The following is a 14,201-nucleotide window of genomic DNA, read 5'->3' on the forward strand; positions in this document are numbered from 1 at the left end:
CGCGGCCCTACGAGCCCTCCGCTCCCACCACGCCCTGGAGCCGGCTCGCGACCGTGACCCCGTTCCGCTCCGCGCCCGCCGGCTTCACCAGGACCGCCTGGCTCGACACCCACTCCCGGGTGACCGTGTTCTTGATCTCGCCGGTCAGCAGCGCCTTGGTGTCGGCGCCGACCTTCGGCCGGTAGCCCTTCGCCGCCGTCTGCCGCTCGAAGTACCGCGTCGCGAAGAAGACGAGCGCGCCGCCGTCCCGGGTCCGCAGCCCGAGCGGCGCGAAGTCCCCCCGGTCCGTGACCTGGTCGAGGTACTGGGTGGCCATGCCCGGCCGCTTGGCGGCCTTCTGCCGCTGCGCCCGCCACTCCGTGGTGTGGGCGCCCGGCGCGAACGGCCCCGGCCGCCCGTCCCGGAGGTACGCGACGTACTCCTTGCCGAGGTCCCGGGGCGCGACCGCCAGCGCGTCGGTGTCCGTGGCGACCGGCACCGCGTACCCCTCCTCCTCGGCGAACTCGGGCACGGCGGCCCGGGAGAGGATCGTGAGGTAGGCGGCCTCCCACAGCTGCTCGGGGCCGTTGCGCACGAAGACCAGGAGCCAGCGCTGGTCGCCGGAGGCGCGGTTGGAGGCGGTGTCCGCCACGAACCAGCGCGGCCAGCCCGCCTTCCGGGGCAGCACGAACCGCGCGTCGGTCAGTTCGAGGGGCTTGTGGTCCGGGTTGCCGCCGGGGGTGTTGATCGACCGGGCGCGCAGGCCCGCCTGGTTGACCTCCCCGAGCGGGCCGGTGACCCGGCCCGCGTCCAGGGCCGGGTCATAGGCCTTGTCGGCCTTGTTGTAGGCCGCCGTGAAGTCCGCGAGGGCCTGCGCCGCCTCGGCCTTCGTCGCCGGCGGCAGCAGCGCCAGCTCGCCGTGGACGGTCACGCAGCCGCTCGCCGTCAGCGACAGGACGGTCGCCGCCGCCGTCGCCGCGAGGAACCCCGCCGGTCGGCGGTGCGTGGGGGGCGACCACCGCTCAAGCGCTCGCCTCAGCCTCAGCCTTCTCATCGGTCGCCTTCTGCCTCTTCACCCGCACGGACGGACCCGACCCTATCGGGGCCAGGAACAGCGCGAGAGTCGGGACCAGATACAGCGCCCACACCGTGACCTGAAGGACCGTCGGGTCCGGCTGGAAGTTGAAGACGCCCTTGAGGAGCGTGCCGTACCAGCTGTCCGGCGGGATCGTCGCCGAGATGTCGAAGGCCTTGTCCGCGAGGCCGCCGAGGAAGCGGGCCTCCTGGAGGTCGTGCACGCCGTACGCGAGCACGCCCGCCGCGACCACGACCAGCATCCCGCCGGTCCAGGTGAAGAACTTCGCCAGGTTGATCTTCAGCGCGCCCCGGTAGAACAGCCAGCCGAGGAGGACGGCCGTGAGCAGGCCCAGGACGACGCCGATCAGCGGCGCGTACGAACCGTCCGAGGAGGCCCGCACCGACGCCCACACGAAGAGCGCCGTCTCCAGGCCCTCGCGGCCCACCGCCAGGAAGGCGGTGGCGACCAGCGCGCCGGTGCCCATCTGCAGGGCCGCGTCCAGCTTGCCGTGCAGCTCGGCCTTGAGGTGCCGGGCCGTCCGGCGCATCCAGAAGACCATCCAGGTCACCAGGCCCACGGCGAGGATCGACAGCGAGCCGCCGAGCGCCTCCTGCGCCTCGAAGGTCAGCTCCTGGGAGCCGAACTCCAGGCCCGCGCCGAAGGCCAGGGCGACGCCGACGGCCACGCCGATGCCGATCCAGATCGGCTTCAGCGCGTCCCGGCGCCCGGTCTTCACCAGGTACGCGATGAGGATGCAGACGACCAGGCTGGCTTCGAGGCCCTCACGCAGGCCGATCAGATAGTTTCCGAACACGTCGGTTCTCCTCCTCGGTTACGCGAACAGCGCCCGGCCCCACCAGTCGTCCTTGTCGCGGACGCCCGGCGGGACGGCGAAGAGCGCCGAACCCACGTGCTGTGTGTACTCGTTGAGCGCGTCGTGCTTGGCCAGCGAGCTCTGCACCGGGATGAAGCCGGTGCGGACGTCCTTCTGGTACGCCAGGAAGAACAGGCCCGCGTCCAGACGGCCGAGGCCGTCCGTGCCGTCCGTGAAGGAGTAGCCGCGGCGCAGGATCGTCGCCCCGTTGTTGCTGTCCGGGTGGGCGAGCCGGACGTGCGAGTCCGGCTTCATCGCCTTCAGGAACGGCTCGTCGTGCTCCTTGGCCTTGCCGACCGGGGCGCCTTCCTTCTTGTCCCGGCCGAAGATGTCCTCCTGCTCGGAGAGCGGAGTGCGGTCCCAGGTCTCGACGTTCATGCGGATGCGGCGGGCGACGAGGTACGAGCCGCCGTCCATCCAGGCCGCGGCGCCCTCGGCGTCCTTGCCGGAGACCCACACGTGCTTCGCGAGCCGCTCGGTGTCGGTGCCCGCGATGTTGCGGGTGCCGTCCTTGAAGCCGAAGAGGTTGCGGGGGGTCTGGGCGTCCGGGGTCGTCGAGGACGTCTTGCCGAAGCCCAGCTGCGACCAGCGCACCGCGACCTTGCCGAAGCCGATCCGGGCGAGGTTGCGGATGGCGTGCACGGCGACCTGCGGGTCGTCCGCGCAGGCCTGCACGCAGATGTCGCCGCCGCTGCGCGCCGGGTCCAGGTTGTCGCCCGGGAACTTGGGCAGGTCCACCAGGGCCCCGGGCCGCCTGTCCTTCAGCCCGAAGCGCCCGTCGAAGAGCGAGGGGCCGAAGCCGATCGTGAGGGTGAGCCGGGAGGGCTTGAGGCCGAGGGCCTCGCCCGTGTCGTCCGGCGGGGCCTCCGGCAGGCCGCCGTAGGCGCCCTCGCCGACCTCGGCGCCGGCCGTCATGCGCTCGGCGGCCCGCGTCCAGTCCTTGAGGAGCTGGATCAGCTCGTCGCGGTCCTTCGTCTTCACGTCGAAGGAGGCGAAGTGCAGCCGGTCCTGGACGGCGGTGGCGATGCCGGCCTGGTGCGGGCCGTGGAAGGGGACGGCCCCGCCGGTGTCGGCGACCGGTGTGGTGCGGTCGCCGTCGCGGGTCAGCGCGACGGCGCCGCCGGCCGCGGCGGCGCCGAGCGCGAGCCCGGCACCGCCCCAGCCGATGACCTTGCGGCGGGAGGGCGCGGCCTGCCCGGCGGCCTGTTCCGTGGTGGTCTCGTCGGTCATGGTGGTCCCCCTGTTACTTCACGACCGCGGCGGCGAGCTTGGAGAGCGGCTCGGCCAGCGCGTTGACGCCGTCGGAGAGCTCCTTGCGCTCGGCCTTGCCGACCTTGTCGTACGAGGTGAAGACGTAGCCCGCCTTGTCCGTGCGGTACTTGTCGAGCAGCGCGTTCAGCGCGGCGAACTGCTTGTCGAGTTCGGCGACGAGCTTCGGGTCGTTCTTCGAGGCGACCGGCTTCAGCAGCTCGAAGGACTTCTGCGCGCCCTCGACGTTCGCCTTGAAGTCGACGAGGTCGGTGTGGGAGTAGCGCTCCTCCTCGCCGGTGACCTTGCCGGTGGCGACCTCGTCCAGGAGCTCCTTGGCGCCGTTGGCCATGGAGGTCGGGGTGATCTCGGCCTTGCCGACCCGCTTCTGCCAGTCGGCGAGGTCCTTGTCGAGGAGGCCGGCGAGCTGCTTCTCGCGGTCGCCGATCTTCTTGTCCTGCCAGAGCGCCTTCTCCAGGCGGTGCCAGCCGGTCCAGTCCTTCGCCGGGTCCTGGCCGTCCTCCAGGCCGTCCTCGCGGACGTCGACCTTGGGGTCGATGTCGCCGAAGGACTCGGCGACCGGCTCGGTGCGCTCCCAGCCGATGCGGGACTCGGCGTAGGCCTTCTTCGCGGCCTCGACGTCACCGGCGCGGACGGCGTCGGTGAAGACCTTGACCTTGGGGAGGGTCGCGTCGGCCTGCGCCTGGACGTACTGGCGGTAGGCGGCGACGGCGCCGTCCATCTCGGGGGAGCGCTTGGCGGCGGCCTTGCCGCCGGTGGCCTTGACGGCCTGGCGGATGCCGTCGCCCTTCATGCCGGGCTTGCAGGCGATGGCGTAGTCGCCGGCCTTGATCTCGGCGGTGATGGTGGCCTTGGTGCCGGGGCCGATGTTCTCGCGCTCGGTGACGATCCGGTCGTCCGGGAAGAGGACGTAGACCTCGGTGATCTTGGAGCCGCGGTTCTCGACGGCCAGCTTCACGTGCCCGGCCGGGAACTCCTTCTTCGAGACCTCGCAGGAGTCGTCCTTGGCGACGACGGTGATGGCGTCGTCGCTCGCCTTGGAGTCGCTTTTCTCGGCGCAGCCCGTGACAGCGGTCAGAGCCGCCGCGGTCGCGGCGGCGGTGACGACGGAGAGGCGGACGGCTCGCATGGGGACTCCAGGAACGCGGGGACGGACTGAGGCGGACCTAACTTAACCGAGGCTTACCTCAGCAATACCCGCGCGTCCAGTGATTCAGCTCTCAGGCCGGGCGTATCGGACACGACGGGGTCACGGAGGCTCCACGGGACTCTCATGGCTTGGTCAAGGGAAGGTCAAGGGGGGTGTATTGTCCCGGTTCCGGTTACGTCCCGGTAGGCCTGTGGGGAGACGGCCGTACGGCCCTGCCGGCGTACGACGGGTGGTTCAATTCGGTCATGAACACGACCGCCACTGACATCGACGTCCTCCGGGTCTTCTGTGCGGGCGACGGCCGGCACGGCAACCGTCTCGGGGTCGTGCGGGACGCCCGCACCCACCCCGACGAGTCCTCCCGGCAGGCGCTCGCCAAGGAGCTCGGCTTCAGCGAGACGGTGTTCGTGGACGACCCGGAACGCGGGATCGTCGACATCTACACGCCCGGCCTGCGGCTGCCGTTCGCCGGACACCCGCTCGTCGGCGCCGCCTGGCTGCTCGACCTGGAGGTCGTCCAGCCGCCCGCCGGCGAGGTGTGGGTGCGCGGCGACGGCGAGTTCACCTGGATCGAGGCGCGCGCCGAGTGGGCGCCGCCCCGCACCCTGCGCCAGTACGGCTCCGTCGCCGAGGTGGAGGCACTGGAGGTGCCCGAGCCGGGGGAGTGGATCTATGCCTGGGCCTGGGAGGAGGAGGCCGCCGGACGGATCCGGGCGCGCGGCTTCCCCGGGCGCGGGGACGGCATCGACGAGGACGAGGCGACCGGCGCCGCCGCCCTGCTCCTCGCGGCGGAGCTGGGGCGGGCCCTGAACATCACGCAGGGCCGCGGCTCCCAGCTCCTCACCGCTCCCGGTCCCGACGGCATCGTGGAACTGGGCGGCCGGGTCCTCCTGGAGGGGACGCTCACGCTCTGACCCGAGGTGGTCTCGCGCTCTGACCCGAGGGGGCCTCACGCGCCGATCCGAGGGGGGCCTCAGCGCCGGTCCGGGGAGGGGGCCTCACGCGCTGAGGGGGTACTCCCCGCCCAGTTCCCGGAAGACCGCGGTGTTGAAGGCGAAGGCGCGCCTGCACTCGTCGACGATCCGCTGCTTCTCCAGGTCGTCGGCGACCACCCCGTCGAGCAGCTCCCGGTACCCCCGCTTGAACGCCGCCGGGTTGGGGATCTCCTCGAAGACGTAGAAGCGGACGCCGTCGCCCTTGCGGTCGAAGCCCCAGGTCCGCTCCGCCCGGTCGCGGATGATCTGACCGCCCGACAGGTCGCCCAGGTAGCGCGTGTAGTGGTGGGCCACATAGCCGGCGGGCCAGTCGCGGGCGCACTCGGCGACCCGCTCGGCGTACGCGGCGGTGGCGGGCAGCGGGGAGACGCCGGCGCGCCAGTCGGGGCCGCGCAGATGGGCGAGGTCCTGCTCCAGGGCGGCCGTGCGGAAGAGCTCGGGCCGTATGAAGGGCCCGGCGACCGGGTCCTCGCGGAGCGCCTCCGCGCCCTCCTCCAGGGCCCGGTACACGAACCAGAGCTGCTCGGTGTAGCGCGCGTACGCGTCGACGGCCAGCCGTCCGCCCAGCAGGTCGCCCATGAAGGACGAGGTCTCCGCCTCCGTGTGCTGCTCGTGCGAAGCCGTGCGGATCAACGTGGAGAAGGGCGTGTCCAAGGCGTGCCTCCGAGACCGATGGGACGGGAACCAGTGACGAGCCTGCATGGTTAGGCTTGCCTAAGTCAACCGGTTCCCGACGTCCTGTCGGTAAGACGCTACCCATTCGGCGTGTCAGGGCAACGTGAGGATCTCGGCCCCCGTCTCGGTCACCACGAGCGTGTGCTCGAACTGGGCCGTCCGCTTCCGGTCCTTGGTCACCACGGTCCAGCCGTCGTCCCACATGTCGTAGTCGTGGGTCCCCAGCGTCAGCATCGGCTCGATCGTGAACGTCATGCCGGTCTTGATCTCGGTGGTGTGGTGGGGCGAGTCGTAGTGCGGCACGATCAGGCCGGAGTGGAACGACGAGTTGATGCCGTGTCCGGTGAAGTCGCGCACGACCCCGTAGCCGAAGCGCTTGGCGTACGACTCGATGACCCGCCCGATGATGTTGATCTGGCGGCCCGGCTTCACCGCCTTGATCGCCCGGTTGAGGGACTCCCGGGTGCGCTCCACGAGCAGCCGCGACTCCTCGTCGACGTCGCCGCAGAGGTACGTGGCGTTGTTGTCGCCGTGGACGCCGTTGATGTACGCGGTGACGTCCAGGTTCACGATGTCGCCGTCCCGCAGGACGGTGGAGTCCGGGATGCCGTGGCAGATGACCTCGTTGATCGAGGCGCACAGCGACTTCGGGAAGCCGCGGTAGCCCAGCGTGGACGGGTAGGCGCCGTGGTCGCACATGTACTCGTGCGCGACCCGGTCGAGCTCGTCGGTGGTGACGCCCGGGGCGATGTGCTTGGCGGCCTCCTCCATCGCCTGCGCGGCGATGCGGCCGGCGATCCGCATCCGCTCGATGGTGTCGGAATCCTGCACCTCGGGCCCGGTGTACGGAGCCGGGGCGGGCTTCCCGACGTACTCGGGGCGGCGGATGGAGCCCGGAACGGAGCGATGGGGGGAGAGCTCCCCCGGTACGAGAAGCGACTGGCCAGACATGCCAGCGAGTCTAACGACCGGGTCTGGGGCAGCATGGTCCCGAAGGGAAGGAGCCGAAGACGATGGCCCTGTTCAAGAAGCGCACCACGGGCAAACCGGGCGAGTGGTACTACTGCCTGGAACACAAGAAGGTCGAGGAGGGCCCCGAGTGCCCGGCGAAGAACCGCTTCGGCCCGTACGCCAGCCGTGAGGAGGCCTCCCACGCCATGGAGACCGCCCACGAGCGGAACCTGGAGTGGGAGACCGACCCCCGCTGGCACGACGCCGCCGGGAAGGACCGGACGCCGGAGGAGTAGGACCCGGGCCGCCGGGACCGCTCAGGCGGCCCCGGCGGCCTCCCGCCGGGCGCTCTCGACGCCCTCCCGCTGGGCCTTCCGGCGCAGCGAGTCCTCGTCCGTCGCCGAGTCGTACGCGAGGAGCTTCGGCAGCGCCAGACAGAGCAGCCCCACCGAGGCCACGCACGCCACGCCGCCCGTCCAGACGGCCGCGCGGGTGCCGGTCCAGCCGGCCATCGCGCCCGCCCGGACCTGGCCCAGCTGCGGGCCCACGCTGTAGGAGAGCACCTCGATGCCGGCGAGCCGGCCGCGCAGCTCCTCCGGGATCGTCTGGTTCCAGATCGTGGCGCGCCCCAGCCCGCTCAGCATGTCGCCCGCGCCCGCGAGAGCCAGGCACAGCAGCACCGGCCAGACGTTCCCGAACCAGCCGGCCGCCGCGATCGCCAGGCCCCAGCCGGCCGCGCCGCCGGCCACGAGCAGCCCGTGCCGCCGCACCTTCGAGGTCCAGCCGCTGGTCAGACCCAGGACGAGCGAGCCGATCGAACCCGCCGCGTACATCAGGCCCAGCGACCAGTCCGCGTCCAGCTCGTCCGCGAGGAACGGGAAGATCGTGTTCGGGAAGGCGAAGAACATCGCCGCCAGGTCGATCACGTACGTGCCGAGCAGCACCGGCCGCGACCAGGCGTACCGCGCGCCCTCCGCGATGCCCCGCAGCGACGGCTTCTCCGCGTCGCGCGCGGCCGGCGCGGGGGAGAGGCGGCGGCACATCAGGACCGAGACCGTGAAGCAGACGACCGTCGCCCCGTACGCGGGCGCGTGCCCCGCGTACGCCACCACCAGACCCGCGACCGCGGGGCCCGCGATCGAGCCGATCTGCCAGCGCAGCGAGTTCAGCGCGGCCGCCGCCGTCTGCTGCTCGTGCGGCACGATCCGGGCGAGCAGCGAGTCGAGCGCCGGACGCTGGAGCCCCGCGAGCGCCGACACCCCGGCCGCCACCACGTACAACGGCCAGAGCATCGGCTCCGGGAGCAGCGCGTCGACCAGCAGGAGCACGGCGATCAGCCCGAGCCCCGCCTCCGTCCAGAGGATCACCTTCCGCCGGTCGACCGCGTCCGCGAGCGCCCCGCCGTACAGGCCGAACACCACCAGCGGCACCAGCTCGACCGCGCCCATCGCGCCCACCGCCAGCGGCGAACCCGTCAGCTCCTTGATCTGCAGCGGCAGGGCGATCATGGCCATCGCGCTGCCGAAGTAGGTGACGAGCCCCTGCACCCACAGGAGCCGGAAGTCGCGGGACGAACGCCAGGGCGCCAGGTCGGGCAGCAGGGCCGTGAGCCGGGCGAGGAGGGAAGCGCGGGGGGAGGACACGAGAGGCCATGTTCCGTCCGCCGGACGACGGAGACAACCGAATTACGGCGGTACGGGCCCCGGCGGATGACGGCGGTACGGGGCCCGGCGGATGGCGACGGTACGGGCCCCGCCGGCCTACCAGCGGGTCGGCGGCGGGGCCGTCAGGCGGTCCGCCAGGGCCGAGAGCCGGTCCCGGAAGCGACGGCCGCCGCGCGGCGCCGGCAGGCTGTTCTCCCCGGCCGCCGCGCTCACCAGGTGCTGCACCGTGTCCAGGTCCACCTCCGCCCCCTCCTCCACCGTCAGCGTCTCGTGCGCGAGCCCCCGGACCTCCTCGTCGCCCCCGTCCAGCGCCAGCACCGTCGCCCCCGCCCGCCGGGCGTCGTGCACCCGCTGGAGGAGCCCCCCGCCCGGCCGCTCCGGCGCCACCATCAGCAGCGTCGCCCCGCGCCCCGCCGCCTCCAGCCGTCCGAGACCCACCGCCAGGTGCGCCGGCGCGCCCGGCCGCACCCGGTGCCGCACGAGCGTCGGCGCCAGCTCCGGCAGTCCCGACCAGGCGGACTCGTCGACCAGATGCGCCGCCAGGTGCCACGGCTCGTACTCCTCCGTGCCCACGAGCAGCAACCCGCCCCGGTGCGGCACCACCGACGACCGGAGCGCGCCCGCGAACCGGCGGGCCGCCGCCGGCCACTCCGTCCCGGCGAGCACTTCCCGCAGCAACGCGACCCGTACGGCATCCATGGGCCCGCATCCTGCCCCAGCCGGGCCCCGCGCGCGGCCCGGTCGCGGCAGTTCCACCCGTACGGGAAGGGCCCCGCGGCACCGACCGGTCGGTAATGTCGGGACCATGACTACGACTGACAGCAAGCCCGCCCCCAAGGACCCGTGGGACCTCCCCGACGTCTCCGGTCTCGTCGTCGGCGTCCTCGGCGGCACCGGCGACCAGGGCCGCGGCCTCGCCTACCGGTTCGCCAAGGCCGGCCAGAAGGTGATCATCGGCTCCCGCGCCGCCGAGCGCGCGCGGGACGTGGCGGCGGAGATCGGCCACGGCGTCGAGGGCGCCGACAACGCCGAGACCGCCCGCCGCAGCGACGTCGTCATCGTCGCCGTGCCGTGGGACGGCCACGCCAAGACCCTGGAGTCGCTGCGCGAGGAGCTCCGCGGCAAGCTGGTCGTGGACTGCGTCAACCCCCTCGGCTTCGACAAGAAGGGCGCCTACGCCCTCAAGCCCGAGGAGGGCTCCGCCGCCGAGCAGGCCGCCGCGCTCCTCCCGGACTCCCGGGTCGCCGCCGCCTTCCACCACCTCTCCGCCGTCCTCCTCAAGGACACCTCCGTCGAGGAGATCGACACGGACGTCATGGTCCTCGGCGAGGAGCGTGCCGACGTCGAGATCGTCCAGGCCCTCGCCGGCCGCATCGCCGGAATGCGCGGCGTCTTCGCGGGCCGGCTGCGCAACGCCCACCAGGTCGAGTCGCTCGTCGCCAACCTGATCTCCGTCAACCGCCGCTACAAGGCCCACGCGGGGCTGCGGGTCACCGACCTCTGAGCCGGAGAACGGACCCTTCGGGGCATGGGGGACACTGGACGGGCACCATCAGCCGTACCCGCCCGACAGGAGCCGACCCCATGCCCCGCCTCGCCCTCTACGCCCTCGTGGTCTGCGCCCTGGCCGTCGCCGCGGCCGTCGTCTCCTTCGTCCAGGGCAGCTTCCTCGGCATCGTCTGGGTGCTCCTCGCGGGCCTCTCCTCCAACATGGCCTGGTACTACCTCCGCCGCGCGAAGGCCGAGAAGGCCGCCGAGGCCCAGGGCTGACCGAGGCCCGGGGCCGGCCGGGGCCTCGGCGGGACCGGGGCTCCCGTAGGGGGGGCTACGGCAGGTCCGGCAGCCAGTTGCCGTGGAAGCCGTGCGGAACCCGGGCCGGCAGGTGGACCACGGCCACCGGTCCGGCCGCGAGGTCGTCGGCGTCCAGGACGACCAGGTCGCTGCGGCCGGTGCCGGCGTCGTGGACGTACGTCATGAGCCAGCCGGCGGGGGACCCGTCGGCGGCCGGGGCGAACGCGGCCTCACCGGGCGTGCGGGCCGGCCCGAAGTCGTGGCCGACGGACGTCCCCGCGTCCAGGTCGTAGCGCACCAGCGCGTTCCCGCAGGTCACGTGCCCGTGCGCCGCCCGCAGCCCGACCAGCCGGTCGTCCGTCCGCGGGAACTCGCCCGGCCTGTCGTCGCACTGCTCCTCCCGGACGGTCCCCGTGACGGGGTCGACGGTCCACTTCCACAGCACGGCCTCCCGGCCCCGGTCGACCGTCCCGTCCGCGGCGCGCCGCCACAGCTCGGGGTAGCGCATGACGTGCACGACGATCGTCCCGTCCGCCGCGTCGTACGCGTTGAGCACGTGGAACACGTAGCAGGGGTCGAGGGCGAACCAGCGCACCCGCCCGTGCGGGTCGTCGCGCCGCAGCACGCCGAGCCGGGCCCCGTGGCCGTCGTCCCAGCGGTACGGCATCGTGCCGGTGCCGGCGAGACCGGGGTCGAGGACCACCGGAAGGTCCAGGAAGACGACGTGCCCGGCGGTGAGGCCGAAGTCGTGCATCATCGTCGGCCCCGGCACCTCCACCGGCCGGCTGACCGTCAGCTCGCCGGAGGCGTCGGCCCGGTGGTAGGTGAGGTACGGGGCCTCCGCCATCCCGTAGCCGAAGAAGTGCAGCTCCCCGGTGAGCGGGCAGGCCTTGGGGTGCGCGGTCATCGCGGTCGTCAGCCGGCCGCCGAAGTCGTACGGGCCGGCGGTGTCCAGCGCGGGGGTGAGCTCGTACGGCAGGGCCGTCTCGACGAGGGCGAGGGTGCGGCCCGCGTGCCGGACGACGTGGGTGTTGGCCGGCCCTGCGGTGAGGTCCCGCCGGCCCCGCTCGTCGTACATCCGGGCCCTGTCGGTGAACGTGCTCGTGCGGACCCAGCGGTTGCGGTACGAGACGGCCCGCCCCCCTTCGAGGCGCACGCCGTGGACCATGCCGTCGCCGAAGAACCAGTGGCCGGAGGCGGCGTCGGCCGGGTTCGGCCCGTTGCGCAGGTACCAGCCGGTCAGCTCCTCGGGGATCCGCCCGGTGACGGGCAGCTCGTGCGCGGTCAGCTCCTCCGTGACGGGGGCGTAGTTGCCGGAGAGGTGGCGGGGGGTGGAGGAGGTCATCGGGCACCGGCCTCGGTCCGGAGGGAGGCGACGTAGCGGGAGGTGAACAGCATCGGGGCGACGAACCCGGCGACCTGGACGGCCGTGGCGGCCGTCGAGTGTCCCTGTCCGGCGTGGGCGAGGAGCGCGAGCACGCCGGCGGTCAGCGCGAAGGCGGCCGTCCAGACGGCGGTGATGACGGTGTTGGCCCGCACGAAGGGGCGCAGCCCCCAGACCTCGCGCGGAGTGGTGCGCTTGGCGATGCCCAGGGTGAAGGGCTTGCGGATGAGCAGCGAGACGCCGGCGATCAGGGCCAGGGTGGCCGAGGACAGGGCCGCCGAGTAGCCGTGCACGGCCGATCGCGGGTCGGCGAGGGCGACGGCCGCCAGGGCCGCGAAGAAGACCGCCGAGCCGGTCTCGATGATCAGCGCGTCGAACCCGGCCCCCGCGCGGCGCTGCTGCACGATCACCGCGACGGCGGCCACCAGGGCGGCGAGCGCGCCCCACTGCCACTGGGCGGACGGGATCACCGCGAAGACGATCCACGGAAGGAAGGTGCGCACGTACGACATCGAAGACCCCCGGTCGCTGTTCACTGCCCTGACGTTCCTGCTCTGACATGTCAAAAGTAGACGTTCTAAGAATGACATGTCAAGAATGGAAGGTAAGGTGGTGCTCATGAGCCTTCGACACGCCCTCCTGGGACTTCTCTCCGAGCGCCCCGCCAGCGGCTACGACCTGCTGAAACGCTTCGAGACCTCGCTGGCCAACGTCTGGCCCGCCACGCAGAGCCAGATGTACGGCGAGCTGTCCAAACTCGCCGCCGCCGGACTGATCAGCGTCTCGGCGGAAGGGCCGCGCGGCCGCAAGGAGTACACCCTCACGGACGAGGGACTGGCCGAGCTGCGCCACTGGCTGACGGAGACCGAGCCGCAGCGCAACCCGCGCAGCGACACCCTGCTGAGGGTCTTCTTCCTCGGCGTGCTGACGCGGGAGCAGGCGGGCGACTACCTCACCGGACTGATGGACCTGTCCGACCGCGAGCTCGAAGCCCTGCGCGAGCTGGAGCGGACGATCGACTGGGGTGACGACCAGCTGTCGGTGTACGGCCGCATCGCCCTGGAGTACGGGCTCCGCTTCAACGAGATGAAGCGCGAGTGGGCCCGCTGGGCGGCCACCCAGCTCCGCTAGACGGGCCGGACGCGCGGTCCGCCGGCCGGGCCCGCCGGCCGGCCGGACCTGCGCGCGCCCGCCGGTCGGGGCGCCCCGCTCATCCCACCCGACAGGCCTCCGGAGCCCCCTGCCAGAACCGGAACAGCTGCGAGCCGCAGGCCCGGGTCGCCTCCGGCACCCCCAGGGACCGCATCAGGGCGTCGATCGCGTCGAAGAACGCGGCGTTGACCGCCGGCACGAACAGCAGCACGATCACGAGGAAGAAGCCGTACGGCGCGTACGGCTCGATCTGCCGCTTCACCCCGTACGACAGCCAGGGCTCCACCACGCCGTAGCCGTCGAGCCCCGGCACCGGCAGGAGGTTCAGGAGCGCGGCCGTCACCTGGAGGAACGCCAGGAACGCCAGCGCGTACCGGAACGCCACGGGCACCCCGTCGAGTGCGCCCAGCCAGAACGGCGCCGTGCAGACGAGCGCGAAGAGCACGTTGGCCAGGGGGCCCGCCGCCGAGACCAGGCTGTGCTTCCAACGCCCCCTGATCCGGCCCTGCTCGATGAAGACCGCGCCGCCCGGCAGACCGATCCCGCCCATGATCACGAACAGCACCGGCAGGACGACGCTCAGCACGGCGTGCGTGTACGCGAGCGGATTCAGGGTCAGATAGCCCTTCGCGCCCACCGTGATGTCCCCGCCGTACAGGGCCGCCCGGGCGTGCGCGTACTCGTGCAGACAGAGCGACACGACCCAGGCCGAGGTCACGAAGAGGAACACCGCGAGGCCCGGCAGGGCGGCGAAGCCCGTCCACACGGCCCACCCGGTGACGGCCGTGACGGCGAGGATCGCCAGGAAGACGGGGCTGATCCGTCGCTCGTGGTGCCGGGCGGGGGCGGTGGTCATGGGGGCTCCCGGGGACGAAGGACTCCTACCGCCCAAACGCCCACTCCCCGACCCGAGTTCCACCCGCCGCCCCCGTCATGGACAGCCGCTCCACCGGTGCGGCCCCCACCCGTCGCGGGCTGCGCCCACCGGGCGGTGCCCCCGCCGCTGTGGCCTGCGCCCACGGGGCGGTGCCCCGCGCCCCCGTTGCGGACGCGCATCCCTGCTGGGGCGGTGCCCCCCGTTACGAGCGGCGCCCGCCTCCCGCTCCCCGTTGCGGGCTGCGCCCGCCCCTCCCGCTTCCGTTGCGGGCTGCGCCCGCCGGTGCGGTGCTCCCGCCGCCCCCGTTGTGGGCAGTCGTTCCGCTGGGGCGGAACGGGTGGGCACAACGGACCCGCGCCCTG

Annotated in this window: 16 protein-coding genes; 5 read left to right on the plus strand and 11 right to left on the minus strand. The window is 72.7% G+C overall.

What is annotated here, in order from left to right; translation table 11 throughout:
- Nucleotides 1–7: 7 nt before the first annotated feature.
- The 4 genes from ACIGW4_RS23365 to efeO are packed head-to-tail and all read right to left on the minus strand — an operon-like array spanning nucleotide 8 to nucleotide 4,329.
- Entirely contained in the window at nucleotides 8–1,033 is a 1,026-nt protein-coding gene (locus ACIGW4_RS23365; RefSeq protein ID WP_399582638.1) for a hypothetical protein, read from the minus strand.
- On the minus strand, nucleotides 1,002–1,871 hold the full coding sequence (gene efeU / locus ACIGW4_RS23370) for an iron uptake transporter permease EfeU (protein ID WP_123451739.1): 870 nt from the start codon (nucleotides 1,869–1,871) through the stop codon (nucleotides 1,002–1,004). The genes ACIGW4_RS23365 and efeU overlap by 32 nt, the downstream gene beginning before the upstream one ends.
- Nucleotides 1,872–1,889: 18 nt before the next feature.
- Nucleotides 1,890–3,161, minus strand: a complete 1,272-nt coding sequence (gene efeB / locus ACIGW4_RS23375; RefSeq protein ID WP_123451737.1) for an iron uptake transporter deferrochelatase/peroxidase subunit — start codon at nucleotides 3,159–3,161, stop codon at nucleotides 1,890–1,892.
- A 13-nt stretch (nucleotides 3,162–3,174) separates the two neighbouring features.
- A complete protein-coding gene (efeO, locus tag ACIGW4_RS23380) occupies nucleotides 3,175–4,329 on the minus strand; it encodes an iron uptake system protein EfeO (protein ID WP_399582640.1) in 1,155 nt (384 codons plus the stop codon).
- A gap of 266 nt (nucleotides 4,330–4,595) precedes the next feature.
- Between efeO and ACIGW4_RS23385 the strand changes: the two genes are divergently transcribed.
- Nucleotides 4,596–5,264, plus strand: coding sequence for a PhzF family phenazine biosynthesis protein (locus ACIGW4_RS23385; protein ID WP_359589989.1), 669 nt, complete (start codon nucleotides 4,596–4,598; stop codon nucleotides 5,262–5,264).
- Nucleotides 5,265–5,348: 84 nt separating this feature from the next.
- On the opposite strand, the gene ACIGW4_RS23390 is transcribed toward ACIGW4_RS23385, so the two are convergent.
- Nucleotides 5,349–6,047, minus strand: a complete 699-nt coding sequence (locus ACIGW4_RS23390; RefSeq protein WP_123451731.1) for a heme oxygenase (biliverdin-producing) — start codon at nucleotides 6,045–6,047, stop codon at nucleotides 5,349–5,351.
- Between the two features lie 66 nt (nucleotides 6,048–6,113).
- Entirely contained in the window at nucleotides 6,114–6,971 is an 858-nt protein-coding gene (gene map, locus ACIGW4_RS23395) for a type I methionyl aminopeptidase (protein ID WP_123451729.1), read from the minus strand.
- A gap of 62 nt (nucleotides 6,972–7,033) precedes the next feature.
- On the opposite strand from map, the gene ACIGW4_RS23400 reads away from it, so the two are divergent.
- The gene (locus tag ACIGW4_RS23400; protein WP_123451727.1) at nucleotides 7,034–7,267 is read left to right on the plus strand and encodes a hypothetical protein; all 234 of its coding nucleotides are present in this window, start codon (nucleotides 7,034–7,036) and stop codon (nucleotides 7,265–7,267) included.
- A gap of 21 nt (nucleotides 7,268–7,288) precedes the next feature.
- On the opposite strand, the gene ACIGW4_RS23405 is transcribed toward ACIGW4_RS23400, so the two are convergent.
- Complete coding sequence (locus tag ACIGW4_RS23405; RefSeq protein ID WP_123451725.1) at nucleotides 7,289–8,614, minus strand: MFS transporter; 1,326 nt, start codon at nucleotides 8,612–8,614, stop codon at nucleotides 7,289–7,291.
- Between the two features lie 117 nt (nucleotides 8,615–8,731).
- The gene (locus ACIGW4_RS23410) at nucleotides 8,732–9,334 is read right to left on the minus strand and encodes a hypothetical protein (protein WP_398710844.1); all 603 of its coding nucleotides are present in this window, start codon (nucleotides 9,332–9,334) and stop codon (nucleotides 8,732–8,734) included.
- A gap of 106 nt (nucleotides 9,335–9,440) precedes the next feature.
- Between ACIGW4_RS23410 and npdG the strand changes: the two genes are divergently transcribed.
- Both npdG and ACIGW4_RS23420 read left to right on the plus strand, forming a co-directional pair.
- The gene (gene npdG, locus ACIGW4_RS23415; RefSeq protein WP_123451721.1) at nucleotides 9,441–10,139 is read left to right on the plus strand and encodes an NADPH-dependent F420 reductase; all 699 of its coding nucleotides are present in this window, start codon (nucleotides 9,441–9,443) and stop codon (nucleotides 10,137–10,139) included.
- Between the two features lie 80 nt (nucleotides 10,140–10,219).
- Nucleotides 10,220–10,405, plus strand: a complete 186-nt coding sequence (locus ACIGW4_RS23420) for a hypothetical protein (RefSeq protein WP_123451719.1) — start codon at nucleotides 10,220–10,222, stop codon at nucleotides 10,403–10,405.
- Nucleotides 10,406–10,460: 55 nt separating this feature from the next.
- On the opposite strand, the gene ACIGW4_RS23425 is transcribed toward ACIGW4_RS23420, so the two are convergent.
- Together ACIGW4_RS23425 and ACIGW4_RS23430 are read right to left on the minus strand one after the other, a co-directional pair.
- Nucleotides 10,461–11,771 (minus strand): carotenoid oxygenase family protein, encoded by a 1,311-nt coding sequence (locus ACIGW4_RS23425; protein ID WP_399582644.1) that lies wholly within the window; start codon nucleotides 11,769–11,771, stop codon nucleotides 10,461–10,463.
- Nucleotides 11,768–12,322, minus strand: a complete 555-nt coding sequence (locus ACIGW4_RS23430) for a hypothetical protein (protein WP_398710912.1) — start codon at nucleotides 12,320–12,322, stop codon at nucleotides 11,768–11,770. The genes ACIGW4_RS23425 and ACIGW4_RS23430 overlap by 4 nt, the downstream gene beginning before the upstream one ends.
- A gap of 106 nt (nucleotides 12,323–12,428) precedes the next feature.
- Between ACIGW4_RS23430 and ACIGW4_RS23435 the strand changes: the two genes are divergently transcribed.
- Nucleotides 12,429–12,941, plus strand: a complete 513-nt coding sequence (locus ACIGW4_RS23435; RefSeq protein WP_123457289.1) for a PadR family transcriptional regulator — start codon at nucleotides 12,429–12,431, stop codon at nucleotides 12,939–12,941.
- Nucleotides 12,942–13,020: 79 nt separating this feature from the next.
- Here ACIGW4_RS23435 and ACIGW4_RS23440 read toward each other — a convergent pair whose 3' ends face one another.
- Nucleotides 13,021–13,818 (minus strand): site-2 protease family protein, encoded by a 798-nt coding sequence (locus ACIGW4_RS23440; RefSeq protein ID WP_398710846.1) that lies wholly within the window; start codon nucleotides 13,816–13,818, stop codon nucleotides 13,021–13,023.
- Nucleotides 13,819–14,201 lie beyond the last annotated feature (383 nt).

The organism is Streptomyces sp. NPDC053513, assembly GCF_044544765.1.
Taxonomy (GTDB): domain Bacteria; phylum Actinomycetota; class Actinomycetes; order Streptomycetales; family Streptomycetaceae; genus Streptomyces; species Streptomyces litmocidini.

Excerpts from the sequence above, each read along its gene's own strand:
- npdG (WP_123451721.1), top strand. The coding sequence starts at position 9,441 with ATGACTACGACTGACAGCAAGCCCGCCCCCAAGGACCCGTGGGACCTC.
- efeB (WP_123451737.1), bottom strand. The coding sequence starts at position 3,161 with ATGACCGACGAGACCACCACGGAACAGGCCGCCGGGCAGGCCGCGCCC.
- ACIGW4_RS23435 (WP_123457289.1), top strand. The coding sequence starts at position 12,429 with ATGAGCCTTCGACACGCCCTCCTGGGACTTCTCTCCGAGCGCCCCGCC.
- ACIGW4_RS23365 (WP_399582638.1), bottom strand. The coding sequence starts at position 1,033 with ATGAGAAGGCTGAGGCTGAGGCGAGCGCTTGAGCGGTGGTCGCCCCCC.
- ACIGW4_RS23410 (WP_398710844.1), bottom strand. The coding sequence starts at position 9,334 with ATGGATGCCGTACGGGTCGCGTTGCTGCGGGAAGTGCTCGCCGGGACG.
- ACIGW4_RS23385 (WP_359589989.1), top strand. The coding sequence starts at position 4,596 with ATGAACACGACCGCCACTGACATCGACGTCCTCCGGGTCTTCTGTGCG.
- ACIGW4_RS23390 (WP_123451731.1), bottom strand. The coding sequence starts at position 6,047 with ATGCAGGCTCGTCACTGGTTCCCGTCCCATCGGTCTCGGAGGCACGCC.
- ACIGW4_RS23430 (WP_398710912.1), bottom strand. The coding sequence starts at position 12,322 with ATGTCGTACGTGCGCACCTTCCTTCCGTGGATCGTCTTCGCGGTGATC.
- ACIGW4_RS23425 (WP_399582644.1), bottom strand. The coding sequence starts at position 11,771 with ATGACCTCCTCCACCCCCCGCCACCTCTCCGGCAACTACGCCCCCGTC.
- efeO (WP_399582640.1), bottom strand. The coding sequence starts at position 4,329 with ATGCGAGCCGTCCGCCTCTCCGTCGTCACCGCCGCCGCGACCGCGGCG.
- map (WP_123451729.1), bottom strand. The coding sequence starts at position 6,971 with ATGTCTGGCCAGTCGCTTCTCGTACCGGGGGAGCTCTCCCCCCATCGC.
- ACIGW4_RS23420 (WP_123451719.1), top strand. The coding sequence starts at position 10,220 with ATGCCCCGCCTCGCCCTCTACGCCCTCGTGGTCTGCGCCCTGGCCGTC.
- ACIGW4_RS23440 (WP_398710846.1), bottom strand. The coding sequence starts at position 13,818 with ATGACCACCGCCCCCGCCCGGCACCACGAGCGACGGATCAGCCCCGTC.
- ACIGW4_RS23400 (WP_123451727.1), top strand. The coding sequence starts at position 7,034 with ATGGCCCTGTTCAAGAAGCGCACCACGGGCAAACCGGGCGAGTGGTAC.